Here is a 26639-nt window from a genome sequence, read left to right as displayed (position 1 = left end):
CTATAAGCTTAATTCAAGTAAATCAAGAAACTGCAGGTAGTCCAGAAAAATTCGCTAATTTTATCCTAAAAGCTTATACGTCAATTAAAACATCTAGAAAATTAACCATAGGTAAAGGACATTCTATAGTAACTAATATTCCTTCAGCAGAAGTTGCAGTTTTAGATCTATTCAAATTAGATGGAAAAACATTACCATCTTATACCTTAGCAAATAATGATACAATTCAAATAGTAGATCCTTTAGAAGATCCAGCGTCAGAAACGCAAGTAGATGTAGCAATATCTAATTCTTTGAATGATTTATTTACTAAAGGTGTGTCAAAGAATTTAAGAATGATACCATTAGCTGATGCTCCTATTGAGTCCTTAAAATCTGAACTAATGAAAAACTTTGAATCTTTCTCAAAAAGATATAATATAGAAATAATTTCTGATATCCAACCAGAAACAAAAAGCTTAATGATGGGAGCAACTGTAATAGGTGAATCAGATCACGAGTTGCCTACTTTTTATGATAAAGTAGATGAAGGAATGGAAATTTTAGTTACCAGACCAGTTGGAGAATTAACCCCAGTAAATGTATATATGTGGAGTTTAGCAGTTCCAGAATTGCTAGAATTATTAGAAAGTAGAGGACTATCGTTAGCTAAAGTAGAGGAAGCAAAGAAGAAGGCTATAGAGTACATGAAAAAACCAAATATAAAAACAGCAGAAATAATTTACAATCATTTACCTGAATTTGGAAAATCTTTCGATAAGAATGCACATATAGCAATGACTACTGATGTTACTGGTCCAGGAATATTTGTAGTTAAGGAATTTGCTGAAAAAGCTAATGTAGATGTAGAACTTTATGACGTACCCGTAATTGATAAGGAAATATCAGAATTTGCAACAGAGAGTTTTATAATACCAAACTCTACTGCAGGAACTAATGGAGGTATAGTAATTTTCGCCTCTAAAAATGTAATAGATAACATAGCTCAAGAATTAAGCAAATCTGGACTAGAACCTTCAGTTATAGGCAAAGTAATAGGAAAAGGTAATGGAACAGTCTATTGTACTAAAGAACTAACTAAGTTAATTCATAGAAAGAATATACTTCAATTCTTTAAAGTAAAAGATAATTGATTTTCCCTTCTTTTTATTTCTAATAATCCCTTTGATATTTCGAGCTACATATTACTTAGTACTTTGTTTTATATTTATTTTGCTTCTACATAAATTTATGGACTTAGGTTTTGAGGTGAATTCTGAAGATTTTGTAAGAAAGTGCATTGCTATTCTAGGAATTCGTGGCTCTGGAAAATCAAATACTGCTAAAATATTATCTGAAGAATTAAATAAAGAGGGGTATCCTTTGATAATAATAGATCCTGATGGAGAATATAGACTTTCAAATGAGATAAGAATTGATAAGTTTAACGTTGATGAAGAGATTATTGTTAAAAAAGTCTTAGAAGAAGGAAGATCTGCAATAATAGATATGAATGATTGGACAGACGAATCTTTCAAATTTCTTTTTAAATTTTTAGATACTTTCTGGAACATGTCCAAAATTTATAGAAAAAACGTATTCCTTTTAGTTGAAGAAGCCCATGAATTTATACCTCAAGGAGAAAAAACCAAGATCAGTGAAGAGATAACGAGAATAGCCCTAAGAGGCAGGAAAAGAGGAATAGGAATGATAATGGTCAGTCAAAGATCAGCTAAAGTAAATAAAGATGTATTGACGCAAAGCGAAATATACTTTTTACATAAAGTGGTTCATCCTATTGATCTAAAAGTTTACAGAGAGATTTTACCATGGAAAAGTAAGGAAGTAGAAATAGTAAAAACTTTAGATGTAGGAGAAGCATTATTTTACTTTAATGGAAAAGTAGAGAAGGTAAAAGTACGAAAATTCGAAGATGAGGTTCAGCAATTTTCAATTAAAAACGAAGTCAGCATATGAATTTTGATACTTCATTACTTATTCTTCTTATCTGCTTAAATCCTTTATAATTATGATTTCTCAGACCTTTCATAGTATAAGGTATATGCATTAATTCGTGGGTAACTACATAGACTTTTTGTTCACACGTTAACTTATCATATTTTTCTGAAATAACTTCTACAATGTATATTTTTTCTTCTCCAAGAACATATCTCCATTGAGCTGGCAAAACTAATGTCCTTGCTATAGCAGTAGTTTTTGCATTTTTACTTCGCAAAAACGCTATTTTATCTAAATTTAAATTCATATTAATTCGAGAATTTATTTCCCTTGCCAGTTCCATTACGTCACTAGCCTTCTCTAATTCAATCATTAGTAAAATATCCCAAAACCTAATATTTGAAGTTTAATATTCCATAAATTTAGTTTAACACACATGATTATTATAGATATATATAAGCGATATAAAACTTTAAAAACGTCCTTATCTAAAATCATAGCATGTCAGAGAATTTACCTTTTAATGAGAGGTATATTCAGCCTCCTTACAAGATCCTATACAGAGAGTCTTTGGAGAATGCAGAAAATTTTTGGAAAGGAATGGCTAAAGAACTAGATTGGTTTTCCCCATTTGATAAGGTTTTAGATGAGTCTAATGCACCATTTTATAGATGGTTTCCTAACGGTAAAATAAATATTGTATATAATGCTTTAGATAGGCATTTAAAATCAAGGAAAAACAAAGTAGCATTATATTGGGAAAACGAAAAAGGAGAAAGTAGACATTTAACCTATGGAGAATTATATAATGAAGTTAATAGATTTGCAAAAATTTTACAAGATTTAGGAATAAAGAAAGGAGATAGAGTATTAATTTACCTACCATTAATGCCAGAACTTCCAATCTCAATGTTAGCACTAGCAAGAATAGGAGCAATACATAGCATAGTATTTTCAGGATTTTCTACACAAGCAGTAATAGATAGAATAAACGATGCAAAAGCAAAATTAGTTATAACTACTTCTCACACAATGAGAAGAGGAAAAAGAGTAGAATTAAAAAGAATAATAGATGAAGCAGTAGCACAAACTCCTTCAGTAGAAAAAGTTTTAGTAATAAAAAGAGATGAGGAAATAGAATTAAATGAAGAAAGAGACGTATTATACCAAGATTTAGCTAAGAAAACAGGATATAAAAAAGTGGAAATTGAAGAAACTTTATCTACAGACCCATTATTTATACTTTATACTTCTGGAACAACAGGAAAACCGAAAGGAATTCTACATTTACATGGCGGATATTCATTATGGACTTATTTAACTACAAAATGGGTATTTGACTTAAAGGATAACGACATATTCTTTAACACAGCAGATATAGGTTGGATAACAGGACATTCTTACATAGTTTATGGTCCATTACAAAACGGAGCATCAGTTTTAATGTATGAAGGAGTACCTGATTATCCTAATCCAGACAGATGGTGGGAATTAGTAGAAAAATATGGAGTTTCAGTATTTTACACTTCACCAACAGCTATAAGATCATTAATGAAATATGGAGCGGATTGGGTTAAGAATCATGATTTATCTACATTAAGAATATTAGGTAGCGTAGGAGAACCAATAAATCCAGAAGCTTGGAGATGGTACTTCAAGAACATTGGAAACTCTCAACTTCCTATAGTAGACACATGGTGGCAAACCGAAACTGGAGGAATAATGATTTCAGCTACACCAGGATTAGGAAATTACATGCTCAAACCAAGCGCAAATGGACTACCATTGCCTGGAATAGACGCAGACGTATTTACAGAAGACGGAAATGCTGCTGGAACAAGAGAAAAAGGATACATAGTAATAAAGAGACCATGGCCAGGAATGTTAGCAGGAGTATGGGGAGATCCAGACAGATACGTAAAAACATACTTCTCCAAATTTAAAGGAATATATTATCCCGGAGATTATGCTGTAAAAGATGAAGACGGATTCTTCTACATTTTAGGTAGAGCAGACGAAGTGCTAAAGATAGCAGGACATAGAATAGGCACAAGAGAAATTGAAGATATATTAATTTCTCATCCTGCAGTAGCTGAATCAGCAGTAATCGGAGTTCCCGATCCAGTAAGAGGAGAAGTAGCTGTAGCTGCTGTAGTATTAAAGCAGGGATATCAACCATCTGACGAACTCAAAAAATCAATATTAGAATATGTTAGAAATAACTTAGGAGCATTAGTTGTGTTTGGTGGATTATACTTCGTAACCAAACTACCAAAGACTAGATCAGGTAAGATAATGAGAAGACTAGTAAGAAGCGTAATAGCTGGACAAACCTTAGGAGACGTATCTACTCTAGAAGATGAAACATCCATAGAAGAATTAAAGAAAGTTATAGAAGAATTTAGCAAAGAAATAAAAGAACAAAAGCAATAGAAAAGAGAAAAAGAAAAAATTTCTTTTAATATTAACTTTCTATTAATATTCTTGCCTTAGACCCACTTGATGGCCAAGTTATTATACTAACTAATACTAATACTACAGCAGCTAAACCGAACATATCTACCCATTTCGGCAAACTAGACATTCCATACATGGAAGTAAGTAAACCTATAATTATATTAGTAATTCCTCCAAAGAATCCACCTAAATTATAAGATAATCCTGATAAGAAGCCTCTAACTTCTGTAGGTACTGCATCAGCTAAAAGCAATGGCATAATGGGCCAAAAACCAGTGAAAAATGCAAAAATTATAACTCCACTAATTAATATAGGTAATATAATCATACTAGGTATAAATGGAACAGCAAGTGGCAATCCAATAATTAATCCTATAGTACCTACTATTATCAGCTTCTTTCTATTTATAATATCTGCTAATCTACCAAATAATATAAACGAGAAAGCAAGCAAGATATTAGCAATAGTTAATACAATTCCAAGAAGATAACCGGGTACGTTAAAATCTGATGCAATAGAAGGATAATTACCAAAAAGAGCAAAATATGCTATAAACATTCCAGACATTGCTAAGGTAGATTTAATTAATATGCCCAAGTAATCCTTATATCTTATTTTTATTTTAGACATATTATCAATATTATCGTTCTTAATTTTTAATTGTATATATGGGAGTAAAAGTAATGGAAGACTACCAGTAATTAAAAATATTCTCCAAGACGTTTCAATAGAAGATATAAACATTAGATAAGTTACACCAGTTAATGCATAACCTATTCCATAGCCAGATTGAACTATACCAGTAACAAAACCTTTCATCGATCTAGGTGCTTTTTCATATGCTATTACTGTCCCTGCAGTCCACTCGGCACCCATAAAAATTCCTTCAATTAATCTGAAAACAAAAAGCAAAATAATCATAGGAGAAAAAGCCATTAATCCTTGAAATATAGCATATCCTCCAGTACCAATAATAAGTACAGGTTTTCTACCTATAAGATCAGCATATTTTCCAAAAATTATTCCACCTACTACACGACCTAACAGTCCTAAGGAAAAGAGAATAGATACTTCAAAATAATTCAATGAGAAAACTTTTTCCAATTCTATAAATACATACGTCATTAATAGCAGATCATATATATTTCCAGCCCACGCTAACGAAGAAGAAATAGTAGCATGAATATACTCTTTCATAAAAATCTTTCAATCCTAATACCGTATATAAGCCTGTCTAATATAAACTAAAATAAATATTTACTATTTATTCCTACAAAAATTTATAACTCTGAACAATGTTTATCTATCATTAACTACTTTAAACGATATTTTAAAAGATTTATAATAACTATAATTATAAATAATAAATTCTGATAGGATGCAATTTCCTCTTTATACAGATTTTTCCTTACGTCTATAATTTAAAATATACTAGTCATACTTTCTTTACTATAATCTATTAATTAATTGGAAACACTATCTTAATCAATTTACGGAAAAACTATAGTAATATAGTGAGATTTTCATTTAAAAAGAATAAAATCTATAATTCTCGAATTAAAGTAAAAATCTTTTCTAAGTTAACTTTTAATATCTCTTGCGTATATTAACGCCATTTTATAAAACATTATTACTAATCTTAATTTATGTCCGATTTATTAGAAAAGATAAAAAGTAGACGTTGTTGTATAGTTTACGGCAATTTTGACGTAGAAAATTTTATGAAGCCTTTGTACATTTTGGATTCTTTAGGATATTTAAAGTTAAGAAGAAATATTGCATGGAATTTATATTTTAAGATATCAAGAGAATATTCAGATGAAATAAGATCAATATATTTTGTTATTTATGAAATTTCTGCAATAGTAAGAGAAATGAACTTCAGAAATATAAATATGAACTTTGCCCTACCATCTATTTTAGATAACATAAATACTTCAATGAAATTATCGTGGAAAAACAATACACTTTCCATAAAAGATCCACTAAACGTTGAACTTGAACTAAATTTATATGAATTAATTAAATCGTTAATAGGCAATAATTTTGATCCAGAGATCATTAGCCAAAAGAGAGAAGTCAAGAATCAATTAGATCTTTATAAATTCTCTAACGTTAAAGGATTAACACTAATAGCTAGTTTTTCATTTGAAAATAACAAGTTAAAAATGAACTTAAATCTAAATTATTATATTCCAGATAAAGGATTTAATAGAGAAATTTCAGCAGAAGAGTTAAATAAAGTATTAAGAGTTACTGCAAAGGAGGTTAACGAAAAATCAATAGATACTCACTCGTCATTAGAAGAATTCATGATAGACGTCATAGAAAGCTTAATAGAACCAATACTTTATGATATAAAAGAAAATATATCTAATAAAGTTGGATTTAAAGAAATAACTTACATACCCAGTGGCAGACCATTTATCCTCAATGCAGAAGAATCAGCACTAAATACTGAAGAAATTGCTCAGTTATTTACAGATCCATGCCAGATGGCAATAAATAGAATAAGAAGCGGAAAATCTAGCTTTACTGAGAATTATGGATTAGATAAATTAAAGAATTCAAACGGTATAATGACTTACGAAGATACACCATTAATAAATAAGGACAAATATATTAGATCAATTTCAGCTCTAATTTTAGAGCTAAATTCTGTCAAAGATACATCACTCATAATTATAGAAAATCCTGACGAATATACTATAAAAGAAAACTATCCATTAATTCTTAATATATTAAAGAAAATAATGGAAAAAGGAAATAAAATCCTTATAATAACGTATAACAGCGAATTTTTAGAGAAATTAAAAGATATAGGATGTAACATATAAATGTAAAATAGTTTTTACTTTTCAAACTTATTTTAAATTTTTCGAGATATTTTTTATTTAGCTATCAATTTCTTAATAAGTTAGAGTTAAGTAATATTAATAAATTCTAAAATTTGCTATGCAAAAGTACATTCATACTACAATAGCGTCATTCTTTTCGTGGGCTGGAAACATATATGACTTACTAATAGTAACTTACGTTTATCCATTCTTTCAAGAATACTTAGGATTAAACGCTGTAGAAGGAACTTTACTATTTGCTCTAGGGTTAATATTTAGAGTAATTGGTGGATATGTTTTTGGTAGATTCGCTGATAAAAAAGGAAGGAAAATCGTATTAATTATAGGAACAGCAGGGTACTCAATATTTCAAGCTTTAATGGCTTTCTCTCCAGACGTAATAATCTTGTTGATAGCAAGATCTTTACAAGGATTATTCATGGGTGCACAATGGACTGCAGGTACAGTAATAGCATACGAAAAAGCACCAAAATCATTAAGAGGAATAATTAATGGAATAGTTCAGGCAGGTTATGGTATAGGCTATGCATTAACTGGAGTAGCTTTCATAGCGTTTTCTCCAATAATGCAAGGTATAGGATGGAGATTATTCTTATTAACCGGTGCAATCCCCATAATACTGCTTCCATACATCATACTGAAAATAGATAATCCAAGCATAGAAAACAAAACAAAAATAAATGTAAATGTAAAGGAATATTTACAGATATTAATTAGATCATCTATAGTAATTTCAGGTATGTTCTTCTCTTACTACTCAATTTTTGCAGTATATCCTAGCTTAGCAGAAAGTATAGGATTATCAAAAGACTTTGTTGGCTTAATGATGACTATAGGAAACATAGCTTTAGCAATATCATTTATATTTTATGGAAGAATATCAGATTATTTTAGTAAGAGAAAACTCATAATTTATGGCATCATAGGAGAAATAATAGGATTACCTTTTATGTTACCAGTAGTTGAGTCTCTAAAAATACCTAGCATCATGTTAACTGGACTTCTGATATACTTAATAGCTACTGGATTTTGGCCATTAGCCCCACTTTTAATAGTAGAATCAGTACCACCAGAATCTAGATCAGCATTCACAGGATTATCTTACAATTTAGGTAGCGTAATAGGTGGAATAGGATCAATAATAATGGGAACATTAATTCAAATTTATGGATTAAGTTCTGCAACATTATTTGGAAATATTATGGGATATTCGTCTTTGGCTATAGTATTAATTACGCTACTAACTTGGCCAAAAGGAGCAATACAAAAAACTGGATGACTTATTTATGAATAGCTTGAAGTAATAATTCATTATTATTTTTATTTGTGACAACTTCTTTTGCCATAACAGTCAACATACCCCATTCTTTATCGTATCTCTTTGAAACTTCTTTATATCCTAACTTTTTATAAAAACCTGAAGCGGTATCTAAAGCTTCTACGATTACAAATACCTTTCCTTTAATTTTTGCATATTCTTCAGCAAATTCTAATAATCTACTTCCTACTTTTTCTGCATTAACAAGCTTATTTCTAGCTAACATGTCTACTAGAATATAATTATCCCCTTCTATAAGATCCTCGACTCCTGCAATATCTCCATTAATATCCAATACGTATACTTTATCTCCTTGTAGTTTCCATAGATAGTAGTCTTTTAGACTATACTTATCCATCCTATTATCTCCAGAGTAAAACGGTTTTTCTGCATCTTCTATTTCTAACTCACGTATTCCCCAATAAGGGGATTTAGCGCGAGTCTCCTATTTTTATTTCATTTAAGAATAAGTTCATCTTTTTATCTACCTTTTTTAGAGATTTTTTATTCAAGACTTTCTAATATAACCCTTTAACTTGCAGTTAATAAGCTTTCTTATTATTATTAATTTACCTTCAAAAGGACATAGTAGAGTATAGCAGATAATACAATTATTACACCCGCTATTATCCAAAGTATAAAATAATTTAACGATATAATTATAAATGAAGCTAATATTGGCGCTATTACCCCACTACTTTGCCAAAAGAAATTCGCAAATCCTGACACACTTCCTGCCTTATTCTTACCTATAATTGATACTGCACTAGAATTAGCTGGAGTTATTATAAATCTCACAAACCCCATAATTGTTGAAATCACCATTACTCCTATAGCAGAAATAAAAAATGAAAACATAAGAGCTAAAATACCATAAATACCTTCAAAAAAAGATAACGTATTCTTCACTCCAATTTTTCTAATAATATACCCAGCTATAATAGTTGAAGGAATACCTGCCAAAGCTAACAGCGAATACGCTAAACCAGCAATATAATCATTTAACCCTATATAAATAAAATATTTATAAGCATAAAGAGTAATTATCCAGTAAGATAAAAAGAACAGAAAACCAGCAAAACTTACAATAATGACATTTTTATCTGTTATAACTTTAAATTTTTTAGAATCGTTTACTATATTTACTTTCAAACCTAAATATAAAAGAGCCACTATTATAGAAATAATAGAAATTAGATAATACGAAAATCTCCATCCAATACTTATACTTAAAAATGGTAATATCAAACCAGCAAGCACTATAGAAAGAGGCCACGCTAAACTGTAATAGCCAATAGCAATTGGTAATTCTTCCCTTGAAAAACTTGAAGATAAAATCTTTATAGTAACAGGATAAATCCAGCCAGCAGAAAGACCCATTAAAATACTAGCAAAATACTCTTCCTGAATCGATATAGCAAAACCAGAAATAAAAGAAGAAACACCCAATCCAATTAGCGCTAAAATTATAACTTCTTTAGGTTTCTTATCTGCAATAATGCCTGAAGGTATTTGAACAATAATATACCCTAAAAAGAAAAGAGAAAATATTACTCCATCTTCTACTTCTGTAGGTCTAAGAGACGAGTAAACTGAAACAATACTCCACGCTATTCTAGAGAAATAACTTAAGAAGAAAGATATCGAAGTTAAGAAAATGATAAAGAACCTATTCATAAAGTCTAAGCATAAAAATAATATTTTAGCTTTATCTGATGTTAATCATCACTACTAAATTAATATATAATATAAATAAAAAGTGAAGAAAAACATTAATAGAGAAATTTACATCGTATTTATCTGAATTACCAGATTTATTAAATACAATTAGTCTTATACAAGATATAATTATGTATGTCATTCAAGATCAAAAACATTTTTACTAACTTTTTTTGATTAAACTTGATTATCTATTAGAGCATAATTTAGTAATGCTATCAATAAGATTTTTAAGTTATAAAATTATCAAATTGATTGTGTCTACAAGAAAAATATATAAAAGAGAGGATATAGTCGGCAAACAAGTCATAAATCAAGATGGTAATATTGTAGGAATAGTTAAAGATACGGGATATGATGAATCAGGAAGAATGGCTATAATAGTATCTACAAAAGATAATAAAGAACAGTATTATTCTATAACAGATATAAGAGGAATAGGAGACGTTATAGTATTGAGAGAAATACAACCTCAAATACCTCCAAACAGCATAATATGTCCTAATTGTGGATATCCAAATCCTGCTGGAAGCCAGTATTGTATAAAATGTGGAACAAGACTAAGTTATTATTAAGAATTGAATATAAGAGAATTAAATATAAAATTATAGATATATCCGCTTATTTTTGTTTCTCCAAGTTTATAATTTAATTTGACTGTTATATTTGTTTTTACGCGTGAAAACTGTTTTTTAGATAAACTTTTCACTTAACGTAAAATTAGTGCCGTTAGTCGAACTAAAAAAGAGTTTGAAATACCAATTATTTAAATAAACTGAAAACACACATCTTATGTTTCATGTTTTAGAAAATTCTTTTTCTCTTTTAACATTAATGGGGTTAAGGGGCGAAAGTCCCCATGTTTCCCCAGAGAAGCAGGAAATCCTCATCGCGAGGTCGGGATGCTCCGTCGTAAGGCGGAATAGTTTACTGATTGAAATATTGAACTCTAAACTATAATCTTAAGATAGCTCTTTAATAAAGATTAATAAAAAAATCCATAATTTTAATTACTTCCCAGAAATAATCTTTACTATTTCATTTATATCTTTATAAATTAGGTGTATCCAGTGAGTGCTTCAACTCCTTCTTATACAATTAATATAGTAAGTAATGTTAGTATCAATACACACCTTCAAGTTCAGCCTTTATTTTAGTATTCCAATTTTGCCTAATTATGCACTTCAACAATTTGCTATCTTTATTGAAAATAGAATTAAATTCTTTATTTTAAGTTGCATGATCTAATATTACCGGTTTTGAACATGCAAAGGTACCACTTATATATTTCAAGTATTGAATAATATTAGATGTGATATGGTGAGCAAGAACTACACAATATTGACGATATACCCTTTGAATAATATCTCATCATCTATTACTATAACTCAAAATTTTACCAGTTCTTCAGAAATCATTTTTGAATTTCACTCGTGGATAAATGAATTAATTTCTGCTGTAGTAATACTAATAGAGCTTAGATGGAAATTTATGATCACTTCAGGTTTATTACTTTTCTCTATCGCAGAAAATATTTTACTTTCAGATTTCTGTCTTATTTCTTCATGTGCAATCTGTATTCTCATTCTTTCCATTATAGGAGCTAAAGTTATAACTTCTTCCTTGGATGATCAAAATGAATAAATTAGTTATTTCTCTTCTCTCAATATTTATTTTATCCTTATTTTTAATAAGCGAATTCAATACAGTAGCTTATAGTGACATTCCTTTACCCCTTAAAATGGCTGTTAATGAAGAAATTGCTACATTATGGGAAAAGAGCCCTACAGGGACTTATGCTTTTTATGAAGCTAAGAGTATTCCAAATTCTTATTGGCTTGATGATAATTCAAAATTTCTAGAAGCAATAGCGTCATATTGGAATAGTTACAGTACTTATGTTGATGATATCCTTCAATTTTTGCAAGAAGGTGATGTTGGCGGATATTTTATAAAAAGATTTGAATATCCATTTGCACAGTTCTATGAAAAGATATGCGGGGATCTGATTGGATATACTAATGGCTATTATTGGATATGGTACAATCAAAGCAATACATTACAAGGGTTAAGAGTAAGCACCTATTATAATCCAACACTAACCGTAGCGTATTTACAATCTGTTGTAATTCAAGAACCCAATGGTATTTTGGTAAATCCATGTGAAGCTACTGAAAACCCAATAGTGGATGGGGGATTCAGTGGATCTGGTGGACAAAATCCACCATGGGAATTACTTAATATTTCAGCATGGGGGAATGATACAAAGACCTCTTTAGACAATAGCGCGAAAACATATCTCAATCTAACTGGCCCAGCATTATTCGGCACACCATCAGAACAATTACAATATAATTACCCAATAGTGAATGTACTACCACAGGCTATTACATTAATAAAAGGGACTAAGTACCTAGGACAGACTAATCCTAATGACCAATTCATGGATTTCAACATAACATTATATATACAATCATCTTCAATTAATAGAATATATTTGATTTTTGTGTGGGAAAACGCTTCTGGATCATTCATACAAACAAACATACCAGTTTATTTCACAGCAGATGGACAATGGCAGGACATAAATGTTCCAATCCCTAATTCAGTATACCCGAAATATTGGAATTTAGGCACTTTGTCAGCCTATCCATTCCTTATCGGAATAGGCATCTATGTGCCTGGGGCAACATCCACTCAGACTAGGAACACTGGAATTTACGTTGCTTCAATATCTACTCTTTATCCCACTACTTATGCACCTCAATTTAATGTAATCAAAACGCAAAATTATGTTGCCTTTAATTATACCTTTACTAGCAATAGCGGTTCGCAATATTGGTGGGCTTACTTATTGCAAAAGAATAATATGATTTTAGCTTTAGCAGAAATTCAAAATGGCTCTACATTATATTTTGGATTTAATGGCCTTTCTACTATTGGAAGCGGTTATCAGTATATGTTTACGCAAAAATTTGGATACATAAAGAATTATCAAGACTCATCTAATATTAGCTGGACTTATTTCGCAAATGTGAATATCGGACAATGGTTACTGCTGAATACCAGCTATGCACCAAATTGGATTGGTGATTATAATTTACTATTCATATTTCCTCTGGCTAATTATACTGAATACAATTCACAATTTGGTCACTTTGGACCTTATACCGTTTATTTTGGCCCACCTTATGAGATTAGAAATACGCTTTACATGAATTCAACATTTGAAACGCCAGCAGGATATTATCAATGGTTCCAAATAGCCTATGAAGGCAACGGAACTTCCCTAGTAGGCTTCGATTTTATCCCTAGTGTAGACTGGATCCCATGTCCTAACACAGTAGTAAAGAACATTTTAGACGGCCCATCATATTGGAAATACGCAATTGTTGGTGAAGATTATTATGAAGGACAAATAATCTATGCATTGGCGCTTTTAGGTAAATATGGAAATACCCAGGCATTATCAATGGCAGAACAATCATGGCAAGCATACTATAATGAGTTAAAGTGGTCTAACGGAAAAACCTACACATCTTCCCTAGCGAGATTTATCTTAGCCACAATAGTACTCTACAATACTACACATAATAGCATTTACTTAGATGCATTAAATCAGTTAGGTTCATGGTTACTTCAGTATCAAAGTAGCAACAGATATACATATTATAATATTAGTATGTGGTATCACAAAGATAATTACGTTACTAACATAAATGGTTATAATACTTATGGCTACATCATTAACACTACAAGTGGCATGGATGTAGGTACTGTGATTAGCGGAAGCTCAATAGCAATCAACTTCTTTGAGGATATTCCACTTAATACATCATATGCAATTCGTCTTTACAATAAACCATACAAAGCATTATTACCACCCACATTAAGCAATGATTTGAATGTAAGCGGAATTCTAACAACTATACTATACTTTAACGGTGGTGGTACAGATACAGAGGCTAATGTAACGATAACAGTTCAGATAGCATACAATGGGCAAGTTCTACAGACTATTGGCTCATCTATATTTACTAATGTACAAATTCAAGCTGGCGGTAAAAGTGGCAGTACACCCTATTATCCAGTTACTTTCCATATTCCCGTTTTGACTAATGTTGAAGCTCCGTCTGGCAGTACTTTAATAGTAGGAATCAATGTAAAAGCCCCGCAAAAGGTTTATATGTTAGTTGACTCAACTAACGGACCATCAAATGTTACAATCCCATTTAGCTGGCCTAATCCATTTTATGGATTATTTACAATACCCAAATTATTAAATCCAATTATTAAATATCCTATGAGCAATTACTGTCTTGATGTAACTTCAATGTCGGGGCAAGCATTAATGTCATTATATTACTTAACACATAACCAAACTTACCTAACACATGCTTTAATGATCGAGCAAGGGCTACACTATTCAGAGGAGCCTTTTCTTAACTGGAGTGATATGAAAGGAAATATATCAATTAATTACAGAATATGGATTTATTACAATTACAGTACTATTCAATCAGATTACGATACGTATATGGACGAACTATTGAGTGAATACGCTGATGCTATAGGAAATCAAACATTAGCAGATTTGGCGATTAGCAGAATGTGGGAAAGAACAACTTTAGATTATCCTTATTATATGGCTTATTATGTAAGTGATAACAGGACAGACGGGCAAATAAATAGTGAAACACAACCATGGGGAATTGTAGCTGAAGAAGATTATATACAAGCATGGGACTACCCCAAAATTCAATTATTCTATGCCAATTTTAGTAACGGAAACTATTTAGAGAACCAAACATGGAATGGATCAGCCTTAATATTACATATCTACGCGCATTATCCACAGAACTTAAGCTTATACTTCTTAACAGGAATCACTAACTTTAACATATTCATAAATGGACAAGCTTTCAATTATAGGGCTAACCATGAATTACTTCAGTTTACAGCAAATCTAAAGATAGGGCAGAATACAATTATCATAATTGCTAAGCAAATAAATACTACAACAACTAATACAAGCACAACACTAAAATCATCTTTAAACTTTTTTCCAATTTCAATAGCTTTTATAGTAGGCATATCATTGCTAATACTATTCTACCTAGCAAAAAGGAGTAAAAAATAATAGGATAATAAATTAATAATTAGGTAACGTTAGCCTATTCGCTATATCGTCTAGGCTTTTGACTTATAATTTTTTGTAAGCCTTTACTGAATTTTTTACATTAATATTAAGCGATTTTCTTAAGTAATGTAACTCCAACAAGTTTCTTTACTTAATTATTTTAGCGCAGTTATAAAATATAATAAGTTCTATTTTAGTTGATAAATTTTGTAAGCTATTATCTATCAGAGGGTTGTCTTTCTGGATAACTCCTTTCAATTTTTCATGAAAATTAGTGCTATGGCCTGGATCTGAACGGGCCACGGGCCTTGATAACTAGAAAATGTTTCAAATAAAACGAAAAAATTAACGTATTATGTTACATGTTTAAGCAAATCTACAATACTAGTTGAAAATAAAAGTAGAATAAAGCTATATCAAAATCGCTTAACCGTTCTGCGTTTACTGGAGAATAAATTCTATCATGATTTAAAAAAATTTTTTATTTGTAAATACTTTAATTCGTCACTCAAGAGGTATATGCAATGAGCATAATATCTGATTTAGGTGCATCCGCAAGCATTATTTCAGCAATAGCCTTAGCTTTTTCAGTATATTATTCTCAAAGGCAAACTAAAGCCTTAGAAAAACAAGTTGAGGAATTAAAGAAGCAAAATAGAGAGTTAATGAAAAAACCGAAAATCGAACTTGAAATAGTATTTAACGCACTAACTGAATTCTCACACCTATCTTAAATTCCCCTATCATAGGTAAGGCTAAATATATCCGAATTAAGGCAACTAACAAAGGAGAAACCGCTGGTAAAGAATGTATAGCTAAAGCTGAGATAAACAGAGCCCATGCACTAGGTGGTGTTCTTTTACACTGGGTAAGATATCGTGAATATTTTTATAGATATTAAAGACCTATATAGGCCAATAGATATCGCTACTAATGATTCTGAGATAGCTGATCTAATAGTCTTATTAAGAGATGATAGTCATAATGAAATTAAAGCTATTCTTAGGTCATAATGTAGCAATAATTATAAACAGAGAAAATCCCAGTAACGTTATAATTGGGTAACTATATTTAGAAAATGCAAATGGGTTCTTCTTCGTAAAAGCTATGAATGTATTTATGTTAGCTATATGGAACAATGCTCCAAGTAATAGCAAATCTAATACTAAAGCGGGTCTTACAAAAATGACTGTAATTAAGGCATAAAATAAATATTCTATAACGAAAGCTTTCCATCCATAATTCCAAAGACCAAAACCAACTTTTTTATCATATTTGGAGAATCCAAGAATTGGCAAATCTTTATTGTGTACTATTATGTCTAGGAACCAGTGAGTTGTTGATGCAATTGTGAATATTAGGACGACTGTTATGTCTTTCAAAATAAAAGACAGAATTATACCTACAATAAATGCAAATATTGAAGTAAGTACCAAGGAATGTGAATATGGATAGTACGTAAAATCTATATTTTTCTGAAGTGGAGAGTTGCTATCAAAATGTGCTATTTCAACGCCTAATATGATAAACACTGGCCATAACAAATCAGGAAAACTTACACCAAGTAGCGGAATCCATAATGGTACCATGGGGAAAAAATAATGTAACAAGAACGCAACTGCAAAATGACCAATAAACATAATTTAATGACCTCTTTTTTGACAAACTATTTTGAAATTTACTCTATCTACATTGTTAGAAACCTTAATTCCATAAATATTAGTAAAAATGAACTGTTGAAGGTTAGACATACTAAGATTGTGATGTTCAAATAACGTGTTTTCTAAATCACCATACAAGGCATTATCGATAAGTTTTATGCCAAAACACTGAATTGAAGATTCCTTCTTATAATTTGATATTGATGTCTCTTTTGTGGTCTTTCCACATCTTCCTTCTGATTGAACTGAAATGATCATCAGTAAATTTTGAATGAAAGAGTTAAAAGTTTATGGTTAACTTCTTTTAGATATCTGTTAGCGGCTAACCATTTAATGCAAAATAAATTAAGTTTCACCTTTCATATTATTGACATGAAAAAAGAAATCGCTGACCTCCTCCTCGCCCTAGACGGTAGTCCCTAAAATCACCTCCTTAAAAATAAATTAAAATTAATAAAAAGCGGTTTCATAATTTTAATTAATCCAGATATAAATTTATCCTTTATCTCTTTTACAAAAATTAAGCCAAGAAAAAGCTTAAAATCAATTCCCTTAACAACACTCTTAAAAAACAAGAATAAAGAGTACAAAAACAAACAAGCATTTGTGAGGTTCTTCCACAGACAGTTTTTGTGAAGCTTCCTCTACTACTTCCAATGATACACTTTGACTTCTACTAATATACCTAAACAACGTACTCCTAACTATACCTAACTGCTTAGCAGCTTGTGATAAACCTAGTCGTTCCATTAATTTCTTCAATATTCTTCTTCTCTGTTCCTCGTCTAATTTACTGACGTGAATCAGCATACTAAATTACTCTACTTTTAATAAAGTGACGCTGTTCCATTTACGCCTTTATTGAGAGAACGTAAATATCTTTCAACTAAATGCAAAATTAGTGCTCCGGCCGGGATTTGAACCCGGGCCACGGGCTTGAGAGGCTTGCCGAACAGTTAAACAAGAGACCTCTACAACTACAAAACTATGCCTTTTAAGGTATAGCACGTACTTCCTCCTTTAATATTTCTATCGTTAATTTTTCATGCATTTAAGTAATATCATTTTTAAGGTGTCATCCCGAACATGTACGCTATAATTGTTTTAATTATGCCTAACAAAATTAATAACGCTAGACGATTTAGATCTTCTATAAAACTATATATACATTCCATATTATCTATTATTCTCCCATTTCTAGTAAATTCTGGTAAAGCTTAAATTAGTTCGTTATTAATAGATCTACAGATCTGCTAATGCTTACCTTTCGCAAAGGATCCCTGAATCTCCCAAATGTAATTTGCAATGTTAAATTGGGAAAGACGCACAGAATTCTAAAGTTATGGTTTATTTTCTGAGCTTAATCCCTTAACTTTGCTGAACACTCCGAGGAACATGAAAAGTGATGCTAAGGGAAAGATTAAAGACGTTAAGCCAAGGTTTATAATTAGTCCTTCCATAAAGTTGTCCAGAGCGGTAATCATAGTGCCGACTAATGATATTACAGCCACTTTATCAATGTCCTTATTTACAGTCCTGGCGTAAAGGTAAGACACGTTAGGGGACACGACCGCATAGAGAAAAGAATAAGAGACGTACATGACACCGCCGTAATATCCAATTCCCATGAGAGCCAAAATCAGCAATGAAAGCATAAAGCTCGTGATAAGTAATCTGCCCTTGATAAACTTGGAAAAATAAGCACCTATCGAAGAGATAACAAATACAATGACGAAATAAAACACCTCATCGTATGCTGATAAATCGGTGTAGTAGTGAATTACTATCGGTATCATGTTGGTAAAGAGTGAAATGCCTACAACATAGGTTAAGTACCAAGAAAACTCCCTCAAATTTCTCCTAACAAACTCAATTGATAGGGTGTATTTTACAGCAACCGGCTTCATTTCAATAAACTGTGACAGAACTATAGGAACGATCGCAACGAGAAAGAAAGAAAGGTAAAAAGTAGAGAATGGAATGTACTTAGTAAGGTAAAAGGCAAGGAAACCAAGGGCTGCGAATACTCTCCTCAAAAAACCTAGTGCGGAAAATTTAGATCTATCTAAATCTCCCATGAATACAGTAACCGAAGAACCTAGAGAACTTGAAAGACCTATCAGTAGAGCATTTGCCAGGAAAGTAAACAGAGAGGGATATAAAGCCAAATTAAGGAACACTATGGATGAAAATAAAAAAGACAAAGTATAGCTTAGCCTCTCTTTGCCCTTAAAATAATGAAGAATTGGAATAAATGCAATTTTAGATAAAAACTCAAGCGAATATATTATACCAATCTCATAAGGAGTTATACCAACTAAGTACATGTACAAGGGATAGCCTAAGAACTGAAATCCTAAAAGAAAGTCCTTAATTACTAAAGTAGCGGTCATGAATCTGAAGGAGTTGTTATGGGAATCCATTTTCTACTAACCTTTTCGTATATTTCTAGTTGCTTTCTTATTTTTTTTCTTTTGAAGATCTTCATGTTTAGCTTAAATACATTCAACTAAGTTTAAACTTAAATTCTGGTATTAACATTTGCCTTGTAAGAATAAAGCTGTATAGTACGTTTTGATATTAAGACTCATCAATAGCCTTCGTTACTCCTAAATTAAGAGCAATAATAGCAGTTGTACGACTTTAACATAAGCTTAAACGTTTCATTAAGCCTAGAACACCTCCTAAAAGTATTTCAACTAACCTGATGACGTCCTCCACGCGTCCCTCCAAGGGCGTGACCTTGAGGACCCCTTTTGGATTTGAGCTCCGGCACCAAGTTCTTCGCAAACGGCTCTTATGACCAATATCAGGAGTAGAAGATGATCCTGACAATGTGGAACTCCATCCTCAACACCTCCAGAACGCCGCAGCCATCTGGATCTTAGTCTTGAACTGATCCACCATCTCGGTCTCCCACATCTTCCTGATCGCGTAGGGGAACGCAGAAAACAGAAAAGTAACTCTTCTCCGTGGTGAGGCCGTGGAGGGCGTGAGCACCAGCACCCCAGCCTAGAACTTCCTGTAAGAGTAACTCCAAGTGAAGTAGTTCCCGTACCTGCTGACTCTACCTGCACGAGAATATGATTTGTGGTCGAATATTTCATTCACTATCACCACCGGTTCCTTCATAACACCCTTCAACTCTACGTAATTGTCCCACTCGTCCTCCAGCTTCTCTAACGCCTTCAACATGTTAGCTAGTTCAAACCGAAGCTCAAGGAAGCATTCCGTTAAATACAATCTAGCTTTGATATATCAATAATATTTGGATAATTTGAAAGAATTCGCACTATAAACTATATAGAAATGCATTATTAAGACAAGATTAAATAGAGTATTAGAGATTAGTAATTTAGATTTTATTAATTCTTAGGTTCCTATTATTTAAGAGGATTTTCTATTGACTAGTATCGTATTTTATTATTTTTAGATAAATAGTTAAATTGTCTCTAAAATTTTTCTCATTTTTCTAGCATTCTCCAGCATATAATGATCATTATTAAAAAAACACGTAAATATCTAGAGGAGATTTCTCTTTAATTTTTCTAGCTATCTCAGTTAACTCTTCTTCGCTATACTCATAATTATACCACTCTTCTCTTCCATGCATTCTGAGATATATTTTACCTGAAGTATTTACAATATAAGTACCTATCGGAGAATCAATAGAAACTACAGTACAATCTAACTTAGGTAATTTATCCTACCATTCATTCTCTCTAAATTCAACAGCCATTCTATCTTTAAGGATTAGGGAGAAGTCTTTCACTCTCTTTAGATTTTCTTCGGAATACTTGAAGTTAGGAGGTAATTGGAACAGATAGAAATCAGGATGAAGATCTTCCATTAATTTATAGAATTTTTCCCAACTTTCCTTATCCTTCATTCTTTTTATATGAGTAATATATGTATTAACTTTTACGGACCACTTAATATTGTATTTCTTCCATGAAATAACTTGGTTTCTAAAAGGAAATCTGTAAAAACTCATGTTAAGCTCTACAGCATTTAATCCACTGTTTTTAACATACCAATCTAAATTTCCTTTCTCATTCCAATCGTATACCCAGCCAGAAGTTCCAACGTATATCATTCTTCCTTCACTCTGATTACTCCTCCATTAATCGACGCGTTTATGTTTAGGATACCGTTTTTACCTATCCTGCTTTTAGGTAAAGTAACCACTCCGCCATTTATGTTAGAAGACGAAATTACAGCAATGTCATTAGGCACAAATATGGAAATGTCCCCTACTCCTCCATCTACATCTATAGTCAGTTTAGAATTCTGATTAGGTAAAAATGATATTTTCCCATCAATTTTTCCTCCATCTATACTTAAGTATGCCTCATCAAGTATTGAAACGTTAAGATTTATCAATCCGCCATCAACGTCTACTGACAATTTGTTTATTTTTAAACCTGAGAGATCTATTTTACCTCCGTCCAGTGTAACATCAAGAGAATTTAAATCGGGATAGGAAATTTTTATATAACATCCATCAGCTTCTATATTATCCTTATCTATATCTAAGTCATTTACTTCCCTACATTTGGCAAAAAGATGTGGTTCTCCCTTTGATATTTTTATTACTCCTCCATCGAGATCTATATGTAAATCATTAGTAGATTGAAGAGGACCATCATACACTATTTTTAACTTATCGTTTATTCTTATTTTTGGTAAAAATGCCGAAATAAACTTACCAACTAAACTCTCAGGTTGAAACATTTCAATTTCATTTTTCGAAGTTTCCTCAGTCTCATGTTCAACTGAAATTATTTCCTTAGATTTAGAAGAAATTACATTGACTAGATCTTCTGGACATTTAACAGTTATTACATTCTCTATGTCTTCTAATACACTGTCCAGAAGTTCCGGATCTACTTCCTTAAATTCTACAGTATTAACGTCCTTAATTATAAGTTTTCTTCCTTCTTCCTTTAATTTTCTTATCATATTTTCATTTACAACAAAATTATCTACATACTGAATTATCATAGGAATCTTAGGTGAATTTGAAAGTGATATATTTTGATTTTCTATTACATTTATTATGGATAAAGCTCTTTTTCCTTCCTCAGTTAGTATATAGTTACCTTGCTCATCCTTAGATATTAAGCCGTCAAGTTTCTTCAAATGAAAAGCTAACGCTGAACTTTCTACCTTAAGTTCATCCGAAAGTTGAGAGAAAGATTTAGGCTTATCTAAAGATTTTATTATCTTCCTTCTCAGCTCGTTTGAAATTGCATCAAAGATATCCATGTATGCAAATAATCTATTTACAAATTTAAAGATTTTGTAAACTTATATAAAGTAAAGAGAAATTTACCTATAAAGCCTTTATTTTTAAACTTTTATTTAGTTTTTATTAAAAAATTACAATAAAGATTTAAGAATAAATTAAGATAATTTATAATTATTATATATTTTGAGTTAATAAATCACTCCGTTATAATGACAATCTTCAATAATACATTTTCGGTTAAACTTTAAGCATAATGTTAACTAAGATTACCGTGTTGACTTTCAATTCACGTTCTAATTAGTTAACTATTAGGAAATATATATTTAATAGGGAATATAAAAATAAGAATGAGCAAAAAGGTAGTTTGGGAAAGAGACGTCAAGAAATACGGGGAAACTAAGATTTAGATGAAAGCATAGATGAAGCTTTAATTTCTTTAGAGCTTTTGAAACAAGGTAAGCTAAGGAATTCTGCAAATAAGGCTTTCTTGGATTTTAAGGCATTCTTGAGCGGCTTAATAAGCACTAATTAGTCTACTTTCTTTTCGCTACTGGATGAAAAGGAAAGGAAATTCTTCTACAAGATAGGCTTTACTGCGCCTTCAAATAGGTTGATTTCCTATTCATCTCTTTTAGAAAAGGATTTTCCAGGAATAACTAACTTAGCTAAGGAGGCTATGTCACTTCACGTCTTTTCTTATTTAGGTTATGATAAAGCAGGAGAATATTCTCCAATAACTTCTAAAAATGATGCGCAAAAATAGATTATTGACTTTATTTTGAATTTATCTAATTTAATTATAAAAATTAATGATAAAGGAAAAGAAATATTAAAAGAGATAGAGGAAATACATAAGCTATAGATTGAAGGTTTATATAGTTTAATATAAAGGGAAGAACATAATTCCATAAAATACTCTAAAAAGAATCTAAAATAATATAAGATATGACATATACTTTGCCTTGCACTGACTCCTCCCTGGTGCTCTATTGTATTAAATATTTTCTTTAAAGTTTCTACGTTAAGGTTTTCTGGTCTATGTTTATACTTTCCCTTCGGCACTGTAAACGAAGAGTAAAGTAAGTGTGCTAATCCAGGATTTTTCTCTCTCACAATCGTCTTAATGAAGAGCTTTAATGAATTTGCGATATGTCTGGCAACGTTAGGTGTTTCGGCTATCATTTCCCTAATGCCTTCTGGGGATATTTCATATCCCAATTCTAATAAGGCTCTCTTTAAGTACCTAAGTCGGATATCCTTAGTGCTTTTAGACTTATTACTAAGCAGCATTTCAAACTTCTTTACAAAAGAATGAAAGCCTCGCCCCTTCTAGGGGCGGGGATGATGAAAGTTTAAATATTTTTCCTTCCGACTCATTCTTATGGCTAAGGGGGGTAAAAATCCAATCAGAGCAACAGTTTCTATGAAGATTGGAGTATCAGAGCCCCTCTTAGCCCTCTCTCGTAACTACGTGAAGGCGTTAAAGTTCGTTCTCTTCTGGTTAAAAGAGAGGAACGTAAATCCAAAAGAGAAAGGTATCCTTCAGCTAATACATCAAGAACTATATGAAAAAATAAGAGAGGAATTCCAACTACCCTCTAAGATTGCTGAAGATTGTTATAGAGATGCACTTGCAATCTATAAAGGCTGGTATAATAACACTAACAAAGGTAGATTCCCTTGGGTGCATAAACCAACAGTATGGTTATCACCGAGACTGAGTTACTCTCTTAATTTAGAGAAAATGGGCGTTAAGATAGCTAGCGTCGGCGAACTTCCGATTCTGGGTTATCCCAGAAATCTCTCTTCCTATAAAGACTGGAAGATGAAAGAAGCCAGGTTAGTAATTAAGGACAGCCAAGCATTTCTTAAAGTTGTATTTGAGAAGGAACAAGAACAAATAGTACCCATGGACGGTGTAGCCGTAGACGTGAACATGAACGAGATTGTTGCAGGGAAGGATGACACTCATTATGTTAGAATACCAACTCGCTTATCCGATTCCCATCACTGGAAGTCACTTGCAGAGGTTCTTCAGAAAAAATATCCAAAAAGGTGGAAAGAGAACAAGAGGATCCTCTATAGGATCCATTCTTTTCATCTGAAGGCTAAATGTATCATGGAGGATTCTGCAAGAAAGATAGGAAAATGGGTTGTAGATATTGATAGAGATTTGGGTGCTAACGTTATTAAGCTTGAGAATCTGAGGGACTTGATCAAAAATGTTAAGGATCTACCGAAGGAGTACAGAGATAAGTTATATCTGATGCAGTATCGTCGTATTCAGTATTGGATTGAATGGCAAGCTAAAAAGCACGGTCTCATCGTGGAATACGTTCCCGCATTCTATTCCTCCGTAACCTGTCCTAAGTGCGGGAAGAAGATGAAGGAGACCTCTCACCGTTGGTTTTCCTGTTCGTGCGGTTACGAGAATGATCGTGACGTTATCGCAGTCGCGAATCTGAATGGGAGGGGTTCTCTGAGCCTCTCGACTGCCCCTCAAATGAGAAATGTAAATCCGAATCGATGAGGGGAACCTATATAGGTTAATTAGCTGGGGAGAGTAATCCTCCTCAGCTGGGGAAAAATGGTCGAGAGGGGAACTGAAGCAAAGTCTTCGGGCGAGGGCGTGACGAGCCCCTACGGTCGGACTGAACATTGTGAAAATATTCACGAATATAGGTGTGACACAAGCGTAGGGGCAATTGGAATAGATATATCAAAAGACCACTTGGTAACAAGTAAGGGGAGGGTGAGGAAATTCGCAAACAACGAGAAGGGCTACGAAGAAATACTAACCATGAAGCCAAACATCATCGTAATAGAACCCACCGGAGTATACTCAACGAGACCTTGCCAATACTTCAAAGAAAGAGGAGTGAAAGTCCTGCTAGTCAGCCCTACCTTGTTATGGAAAGAAAAAGACGTAAGGGGAAAGAAAACAGATTTTTACGACGCAGAAAAACTTGAAAACATGGTAAATAAGGCTAGAGAATACGTTAACAACCCCTTGAAAGAGTTAGTATCACTCTACCTCTTCATGAAGGATGTGCAAACGAAACAGGAGAACAGGTTGAGGAGAGCTCTCTTCCTCGTGAGCGACGAGAAGTTGAGCGAGAAGAGATTGGAGAAGTTCTCTAAGGGAGACTTCTCCGACGTAAAACTGTATCAACTGGAATACACTAATACAGTACTACGTGAGATTCAAGTCCTGGCGAGGACACTAATTCAAACACGAGAAGAGTTGAAGGAGGTGAGGAAGATGATAGAGGGTAATGTGCCTCAAGACCACGTGTTACTCACGATTCCCGGGATAGGGAAACTGGCAGCCGGGATTATAATTGGGATTGTGGGTGATATTAAGCGCTTCCCGAGACCTGAATCCTTCGTTGCTTATTGCGGTTTAGACCCGATAGTTGAGAGGAGCGGTAGGATTGAGGTTAGAAAGGGTATCTCCAAGAGGGGTAACAAGTATTTGCGTAGCTTGTTTTATTTTCTCGCTGAGACTCAATGCTCTCGTAACCCGACTCTCCTTAAGTTCTACGAAGCCCACAAGGATAAACTGAAGGGTAGGAAACTGTACACTGCCTTAGCTAGGAAGTTGGCTAGGATAGTGTGGAGTGTTTGGTATAATAATAAACCTTATGAGGTGAAGTGACCCTCCCATAATCGCCACGCGGATTGAAAGAGTCCGCGTGGCAATAGTAGCTAATACTATGTTCAAAATTCGACCAAAAGATTTATTACTGAACGCCCTCGCCCTTTAGGGCGGAGAGGAAGTCAGATCTTCCTCATTTACTATATAGGTCCTGGTAACTGTATTCAGATAGTCTCCCAGGTATTGATAAAGCAGTGTTAAGAAGAAATTCCGAAATCCGTCATCCCTTAATGCCTTTATAATTACACTAAGAGCTACTGTAGGATCTACGTCTATAGTTTTCAACCCGTATATAGCATCTGATAACTCTTCAACACTGAGCATTTCCGCAGCTCTGCTTACTATCTCATCTGGGACTCTCTTCACTTTGACTGCAACGTATCTATATAAAGTGCTTCTGTCAATCCCTAGCTTTTGTGCAACGTAACTTAATCCAAATTTTTCTATTGCTTTCTTCAATATTCTAATTTTTTGCCCATTATCGAGTTTATTTACATCAATGTCTACAATATTATCACATTCCATATTAAATGGTGAGAGTGTTGCAAAAATATCCTTCGCTGTTGCAATTTCCTTATATCTATAGAGAACATAACTCTCTTTCAATTTAAGGAAAAATTAGTGCTCCGGCCGGGATT

Annotated in this window: 24 protein-coding genes and 2 pseudogenes (1 of these 26 cut by a window edge); 12 read left to right on the top strand and 14 right to left on the bottom strand. The window is 32.4% G+C overall.

Annotated features, from left to right (window positions below; genetic code table 11):
* Nucleotides 1-1133, top strand: partial view of a SelD-related putative sulfur metabolism protein gene (locus B6F84_RS09125; RefSeq protein ID WP_420807174.1) — the 3' portion only. The gene continues 268 nt to the left of window position 1, outside the view; only the last 1133 of its 1401 coding nucleotides appear in the window; its start codon lies off the left edge, out of view; its stop codon occupies nt 1131-1133.
* A 97-nt stretch (nt 1134-1230) separates the two neighbouring features.
* Nucleotides 1231-1956 (top strand): ATP-binding protein, encoded by a 726-nt coding sequence (locus B6F84_RS09120; RefSeq protein ID WP_148691944.1) that lies wholly within the window; start codon nt 1231-1233, stop codon nt 1954-1956.
* Here B6F84_RS09120 and B6F84_RS09115 read toward each other — a convergent pair.
* Nucleotides 1946-2311 (bottom strand): putative metallopeptidase, encoded by a 366-nt coding sequence (locus B6F84_RS09115; RefSeq protein ID WP_148691943.1) that lies wholly within the window; start codon nt 2309-2311, stop codon nt 1946-1948. The genes B6F84_RS09120 and B6F84_RS09115 overlap by 11 nt on opposite strands.
* A 128-nt stretch (nt 2312-2439) precedes the next feature.
* Between B6F84_RS09115 and acs the strand changes: the two genes are divergently transcribed.
* The gene (gene acs / locus B6F84_RS09110) at nt 2440-4371 is read left to right on the top strand and encodes an acetate--CoA ligase (RefSeq protein ID WP_148691942.1); all 1932 of its coding nucleotides are present in this window, start codon (nt 2440-2442) and stop codon (nt 4369-4371) included.
* Between the two features lie 31 nt (nt 4372-4402).
* Here acs and B6F84_RS09105 read toward each other — a convergent pair whose 3' ends face one another.
* Nucleotides 4403-5593: an MFS transporter gene (locus B6F84_RS09105; RefSeq protein ID WP_148691941.1), complete on the bottom strand. Its 1191-nt coding sequence runs from the start codon at nt 5591-5593 to the stop codon at nt 4403-4405.
* Between the two features lie 449 nt (nt 5594-6042).
* Here B6F84_RS09105 and B6F84_RS09100 point away from each other — a divergent pair, with 449 nt between their 5' ends.
* Nucleotides 6043-7233, top strand: a complete 1191-nt coding sequence (locus B6F84_RS09100) for a hypothetical protein (RefSeq protein ID WP_148691940.1) — start codon at nt 6043-6045, stop codon at nt 7231-7233.
* Nucleotides 7234-7351: 118 nt separating this feature from the next.
* Nucleotides 7352-8533 (top strand): MFS transporter, encoded by a 1182-nt coding sequence (locus tag B6F84_RS09095; protein WP_148691939.1) that lies wholly within the window; start codon nt 7352-7354, stop codon nt 8531-8533.
* Between the two features lies 1 nt (nt 8534).
* On the opposite strand, the gene B6F84_RS09090 is transcribed toward B6F84_RS09095, so the two are convergent.
* Nucleotides 8535-8930 carry a GNAT family N-acetyltransferase gene (locus B6F84_RS09090; protein WP_148691938.1) on the bottom strand — a complete coding sequence of 132 codons (396 nt, stop codon included), beginning with the start codon at nt 8928-8930 and terminating at the stop codon, nt 8535-8537.
* Nucleotides 8931-9136: 206 nt separating this feature from the next.
* Nucleotides 9137-10249 carry an MFS transporter gene (locus B6F84_RS09085; RefSeq protein ID WP_148691937.1) on the bottom strand — a complete coding sequence of 371 codons (1113 nt, stop codon included), beginning with the start codon at nt 10247-10249 and terminating at the stop codon, nt 9137-9139.
* Nucleotides 10250-10548: 299 nt separating this feature from the next.
* Between B6F84_RS09085 and B6F84_RS09080 the strand changes: the two genes are divergently transcribed.
* Nucleotides 10549-10866: a zinc-ribbon domain-containing protein gene (locus B6F84_RS09080; RefSeq protein ID WP_187152673.1), complete on the top strand. Its 318-nt coding sequence runs from the start codon at nt 10549-10551 to the stop codon at nt 10864-10866.
* Nucleotides 10867-11718: 852 nt separating this feature from the next.
* Here B6F84_RS09080 and B6F84_RS13890 read toward each other — a convergent pair.
* On the bottom strand, nt 11719-11877 hold the full coding sequence (locus B6F84_RS13890) for a hypothetical protein (RefSeq protein WP_187152672.1): 159 nt from the start codon (nt 11875-11877) through the stop codon (nt 11719-11721).
* Between the two features lie 50 nt (nt 11878-11927).
* Here B6F84_RS13890 and B6F84_RS09070 point away from each other — a divergent pair, with 50 nt between their 5' ends.
* The 3 genes from B6F84_RS09070 (at nt 11928) to B6F84_RS14190 (ending at nt 16444) form a co-directional block, all read left to right on the top strand.
* Nucleotides 11928-15431, top strand: coding sequence for an end-filament protein (locus tag B6F84_RS09070; RefSeq protein ID WP_148691935.1), 3504 nt, complete (start codon nt 11928-11930; stop codon nt 15429-15431).
* A gap of 524 nt (nt 15432-15955) precedes the next feature.
* Entirely contained in the window at nt 15956-16165 is a 210-nt protein-coding gene (locus B6F84_RS09065) for a hypothetical protein (protein WP_148691934.1), read from the top strand.
* A 144-nt stretch (nt 16166-16309) separates the two neighbouring features.
* A complete protein-coding gene (locus B6F84_RS14190; protein ID WP_257788602.1) occupies nt 16310-16444 on the top strand; it encodes a hypothetical protein in 135 nt (44 codons plus the stop codon).
* Here B6F84_RS14190 and B6F84_RS09060 read toward each other — a convergent pair.
* From B6F84_RS09060 to B6F84_RS09025, 7 genes and pseudogenes are all read right to left on the bottom strand, one after another.
* Nucleotides 16439-17071, bottom strand: coding sequence for a hypothetical protein (locus tag B6F84_RS09060; protein WP_148691933.1), 633 nt, complete (start codon nt 17069-17071; stop codon nt 16439-16441). The two genes, B6F84_RS14190 and B6F84_RS09060, sit on opposite strands and share 6 nt — an antisense overlap.
* Before the next feature lie 3 nt (nt 17072-17074).
* Nucleotides 17075-17350 carry a hypothetical protein gene (locus tag B6F84_RS09055; protein ID WP_148691932.1) on the bottom strand — a complete coding sequence of 92 codons (276 nt, stop codon included), beginning with the start codon at nt 17348-17350 and terminating at the stop codon, nt 17075-17077.
* A gap of 306 nt (nt 17351-17656) precedes the next feature.
* Nucleotides 17657-17902 carry a helix-turn-helix domain-containing protein gene (locus B6F84_RS09050; protein WP_148691931.1) on the bottom strand — a complete coding sequence of 82 codons (246 nt, stop codon included), beginning with the start codon at nt 17900-17902 and terminating at the stop codon, nt 17657-17659.
* Nucleotides 17903-18432: 530 nt separating this feature from the next.
* On the bottom strand, nt 18433-19515 hold the full coding sequence (locus tag B6F84_RS09045) for a hypothetical protein (RefSeq protein ID WP_148691930.1): 1083 nt from the start codon (nt 19513-19515) through the stop codon (nt 18433-18435).
* A gap of 427 nt (nt 19516-19942) precedes the next feature.
* Nucleotides 19943-20335 (bottom strand): annotated as a pseudogene (locus B6F84_RS14280) (hypothetical protein).
* Nucleotides 20336-20533: 198 nt separating this feature from the next.
* Nucleotides 20534-21188, bottom strand: a pseudogene (locus B6F84_RS09030) (DUF72 domain-containing protein).
* On the bottom strand, nt 21185-22360 hold the full coding sequence (locus B6F84_RS09025; RefSeq protein ID WP_148691927.1) for an ArsR/SmtB family transcription factor: 1176 nt from the start codon (nt 22358-22360) through the stop codon (nt 21185-21187). Before B6F84_RS09025 ends, B6F84_RS09030 begins: the two are co-directional and overlap by 4 nt.
* 428 nt (nt 22361-22788) lie before the next feature.
* Here B6F84_RS09025 and B6F84_RS14275 point away from each other — a divergent pair, with 428 nt between their 5' ends.
* A complete protein-coding gene (locus tag B6F84_RS14275) occupies nt 22789-22875 on the top strand; it encodes a hypothetical protein (RefSeq protein WP_420807173.1) in 87 nt (28 codons plus the stop codon).
* Nucleotides 22876-23048: 173 nt separating this feature from the next.
* Here B6F84_RS14275 and B6F84_RS14095 read toward each other — a convergent pair whose 3' ends face one another.
* Nucleotides 23049-23525 carry a hypothetical protein gene (locus B6F84_RS14095; RefSeq protein ID WP_236748936.1) on the bottom strand — a complete coding sequence of 159 codons (477 nt, stop codon included), beginning with the start codon at nt 23523-23525 and terminating at the stop codon, nt 23049-23051.
* A 199-nt stretch (nt 23526-23724) separates the two neighbouring features.
* Between B6F84_RS14095 and B6F84_RS09015 the strand changes: the two genes are divergently transcribed.
* Together B6F84_RS09015 and B6F84_RS09010 are read left to right on the top strand one after the other, a co-directional pair.
* Nucleotides 23725-24873 (top strand): RNA-guided endonuclease TnpB family protein, encoded by a 1149-nt coding sequence (locus B6F84_RS09015; RefSeq protein WP_148691926.1) that lies wholly within the window; start codon nt 23725-23727, stop codon nt 24871-24873.
* Nucleotides 24874-24930: 57 nt separating this feature from the next.
* Entirely contained in the window at nt 24931-26001 is a 1071-nt protein-coding gene (locus B6F84_RS09010) for an IS110 family RNA-guided transposase (protein ID WP_148691925.1), read from the top strand.
* Between the two features lie 105 nt (nt 26002-26106).
* On the opposite strand, the gene B6F84_RS09005 is transcribed toward B6F84_RS09010, so the two are convergent.
* Nucleotides 26107-26607, bottom strand: coding sequence for a helix-turn-helix domain-containing protein (locus tag B6F84_RS09005; RefSeq protein WP_236748935.1), 501 nt, complete (start codon nt 26605-26607; stop codon nt 26107-26109).
* Nucleotides 26608-26639: the final 32 nt, after the last annotated feature.

The sequence above is a fragment of the Acidianus manzaensis genome (genome assembly GCF_002116695.1).
Lineage (GTDB): Archaea > Thermoproteota > Thermoprotei_A > Sulfolobales > Sulfolobaceae > Acidianus > Acidianus manzaensis.
This window is presented reverse-complemented; position numbering and strand designations above follow the sequence as displayed.

What these genes read in the sequence shown, in the direction of transcription:
- B6F84_RS09085 (WP_148691937.1), bottom strand. Translation starts at nt 10,249, where the DNA reads ATGAATAGGTTCTTTATCATTTTCTTAACTTCGATATCTTTCTTCTTA.
- B6F84_RS09060 (WP_148691933.1), bottom strand. Translation starts at nt 17,071, where the DNA reads ATGTTTATTGGTCATTTTGCAGTTGCGTTCTTGTTACATTATTTTTTC.
- B6F84_RS09070 (WP_148691935.1), top strand. Translation starts at nt 11,928, where the DNA reads ATGAATAAATTAGTTATTTCTCTTCTCTCAATATTTATTTTATCCTTA.
- B6F84_RS09090 (WP_148691938.1), bottom strand. Translation starts at nt 8,930, where the DNA reads ATGGATAAGTATAGTCTAAAAGACTACTATCTATGGAAACTACAAGGA.
- B6F84_RS09120 (WP_148691944.1), top strand. Translation starts at nt 1,231, where the DNA reads ATGGACTTAGGTTTTGAGGTGAATTCTGAAGATTTTGTAAGAAAGTGC.
- B6F84_RS09050 (WP_148691931.1), bottom strand. Translation starts at nt 17,902, where the DNA reads ATGCTGATTCACGTCAGTAAATTAGACGAGGAACAGAGAAGAAGAATA.
- B6F84_RS09105 (WP_148691941.1), bottom strand. Translation starts at nt 5,593, where the DNA reads ATGAAAGAGTATATTCATGCTACTATTTCTTCTTCGTTAGCGTGGGCT.
- B6F84_RS09115 (WP_148691943.1), bottom strand. Translation starts at nt 2,311, where the DNA reads ATGATTGAATTAGAGAAGGCTAGTGACGTAATGGAACTGGCAAGGGAA.
- B6F84_RS09015 (WP_148691926.1), top strand. Translation starts at nt 23,725, where the DNA reads ATGGCTAAGGGGGGTAAAAATCCAATCAGAGCAACAGTTTCTATGAAG.
- B6F84_RS09055 (WP_148691932.1), bottom strand. Translation starts at nt 17,350, where the DNA reads ATGATCATTTCAGTTCAATCAGAAGGAAGATGTGGAAAGACCACAAAA.
- B6F84_RS09045 (WP_148691930.1), bottom strand. Translation starts at nt 19,515, where the DNA reads ATGGATTCCCATAACAACTCCTTCAGATTCATGACCGCTACTTTAGTA.
- B6F84_RS13890 (WP_187152672.1), bottom strand. Translation starts at nt 11,877, where the DNA reads ATGAGAATACAGATTGCACATGAAGAAATAAGACAGAAATCTGAAAGT.
- B6F84_RS09100 (WP_148691940.1), top strand. Translation starts at nt 6,043, where the DNA reads ATGTCCGATTTATTAGAAAAGATAAAAAGTAGACGTTGTTGTATAGTT.
- B6F84_RS14095 (WP_236748936.1), bottom strand. Translation starts at nt 23,525, where the DNA reads ATGATAGCCGAAACACCTAACGTTGCCAGACATATCGCAAATTCATTA.
- acs (WP_148691942.1), top strand. Translation starts at nt 2,440, where the DNA reads ATGTCAGAGAATTTACCTTTTAATGAGAGGTATATTCAGCCTCCTTAC.
- B6F84_RS09010 (WP_148691925.1), top strand. Translation starts at nt 24,931, where the DNA reads ATGGTCGAGAGGGGAACTGAAGCAAAGTCTTCGGGCGAGGGCGTGACG.
- B6F84_RS09095 (WP_148691939.1), top strand. Translation starts at nt 7,352, where the DNA reads ATGCAAAAGTACATTCATACTACAATAGCGTCATTCTTTTCGTGGGCT.
- B6F84_RS09065 (WP_148691934.1), top strand. Translation starts at nt 15,956, where the DNA reads ATGAGCATAATATCTGATTTAGGTGCATCCGCAAGCATTATTTCAGCA.
- B6F84_RS09025 (WP_148691927.1), bottom strand. Translation starts at nt 22,360, where the DNA reads ATGGATATCTTTGATGCAATTTCAAACGAGCTGAGAAGGAAGATAATA.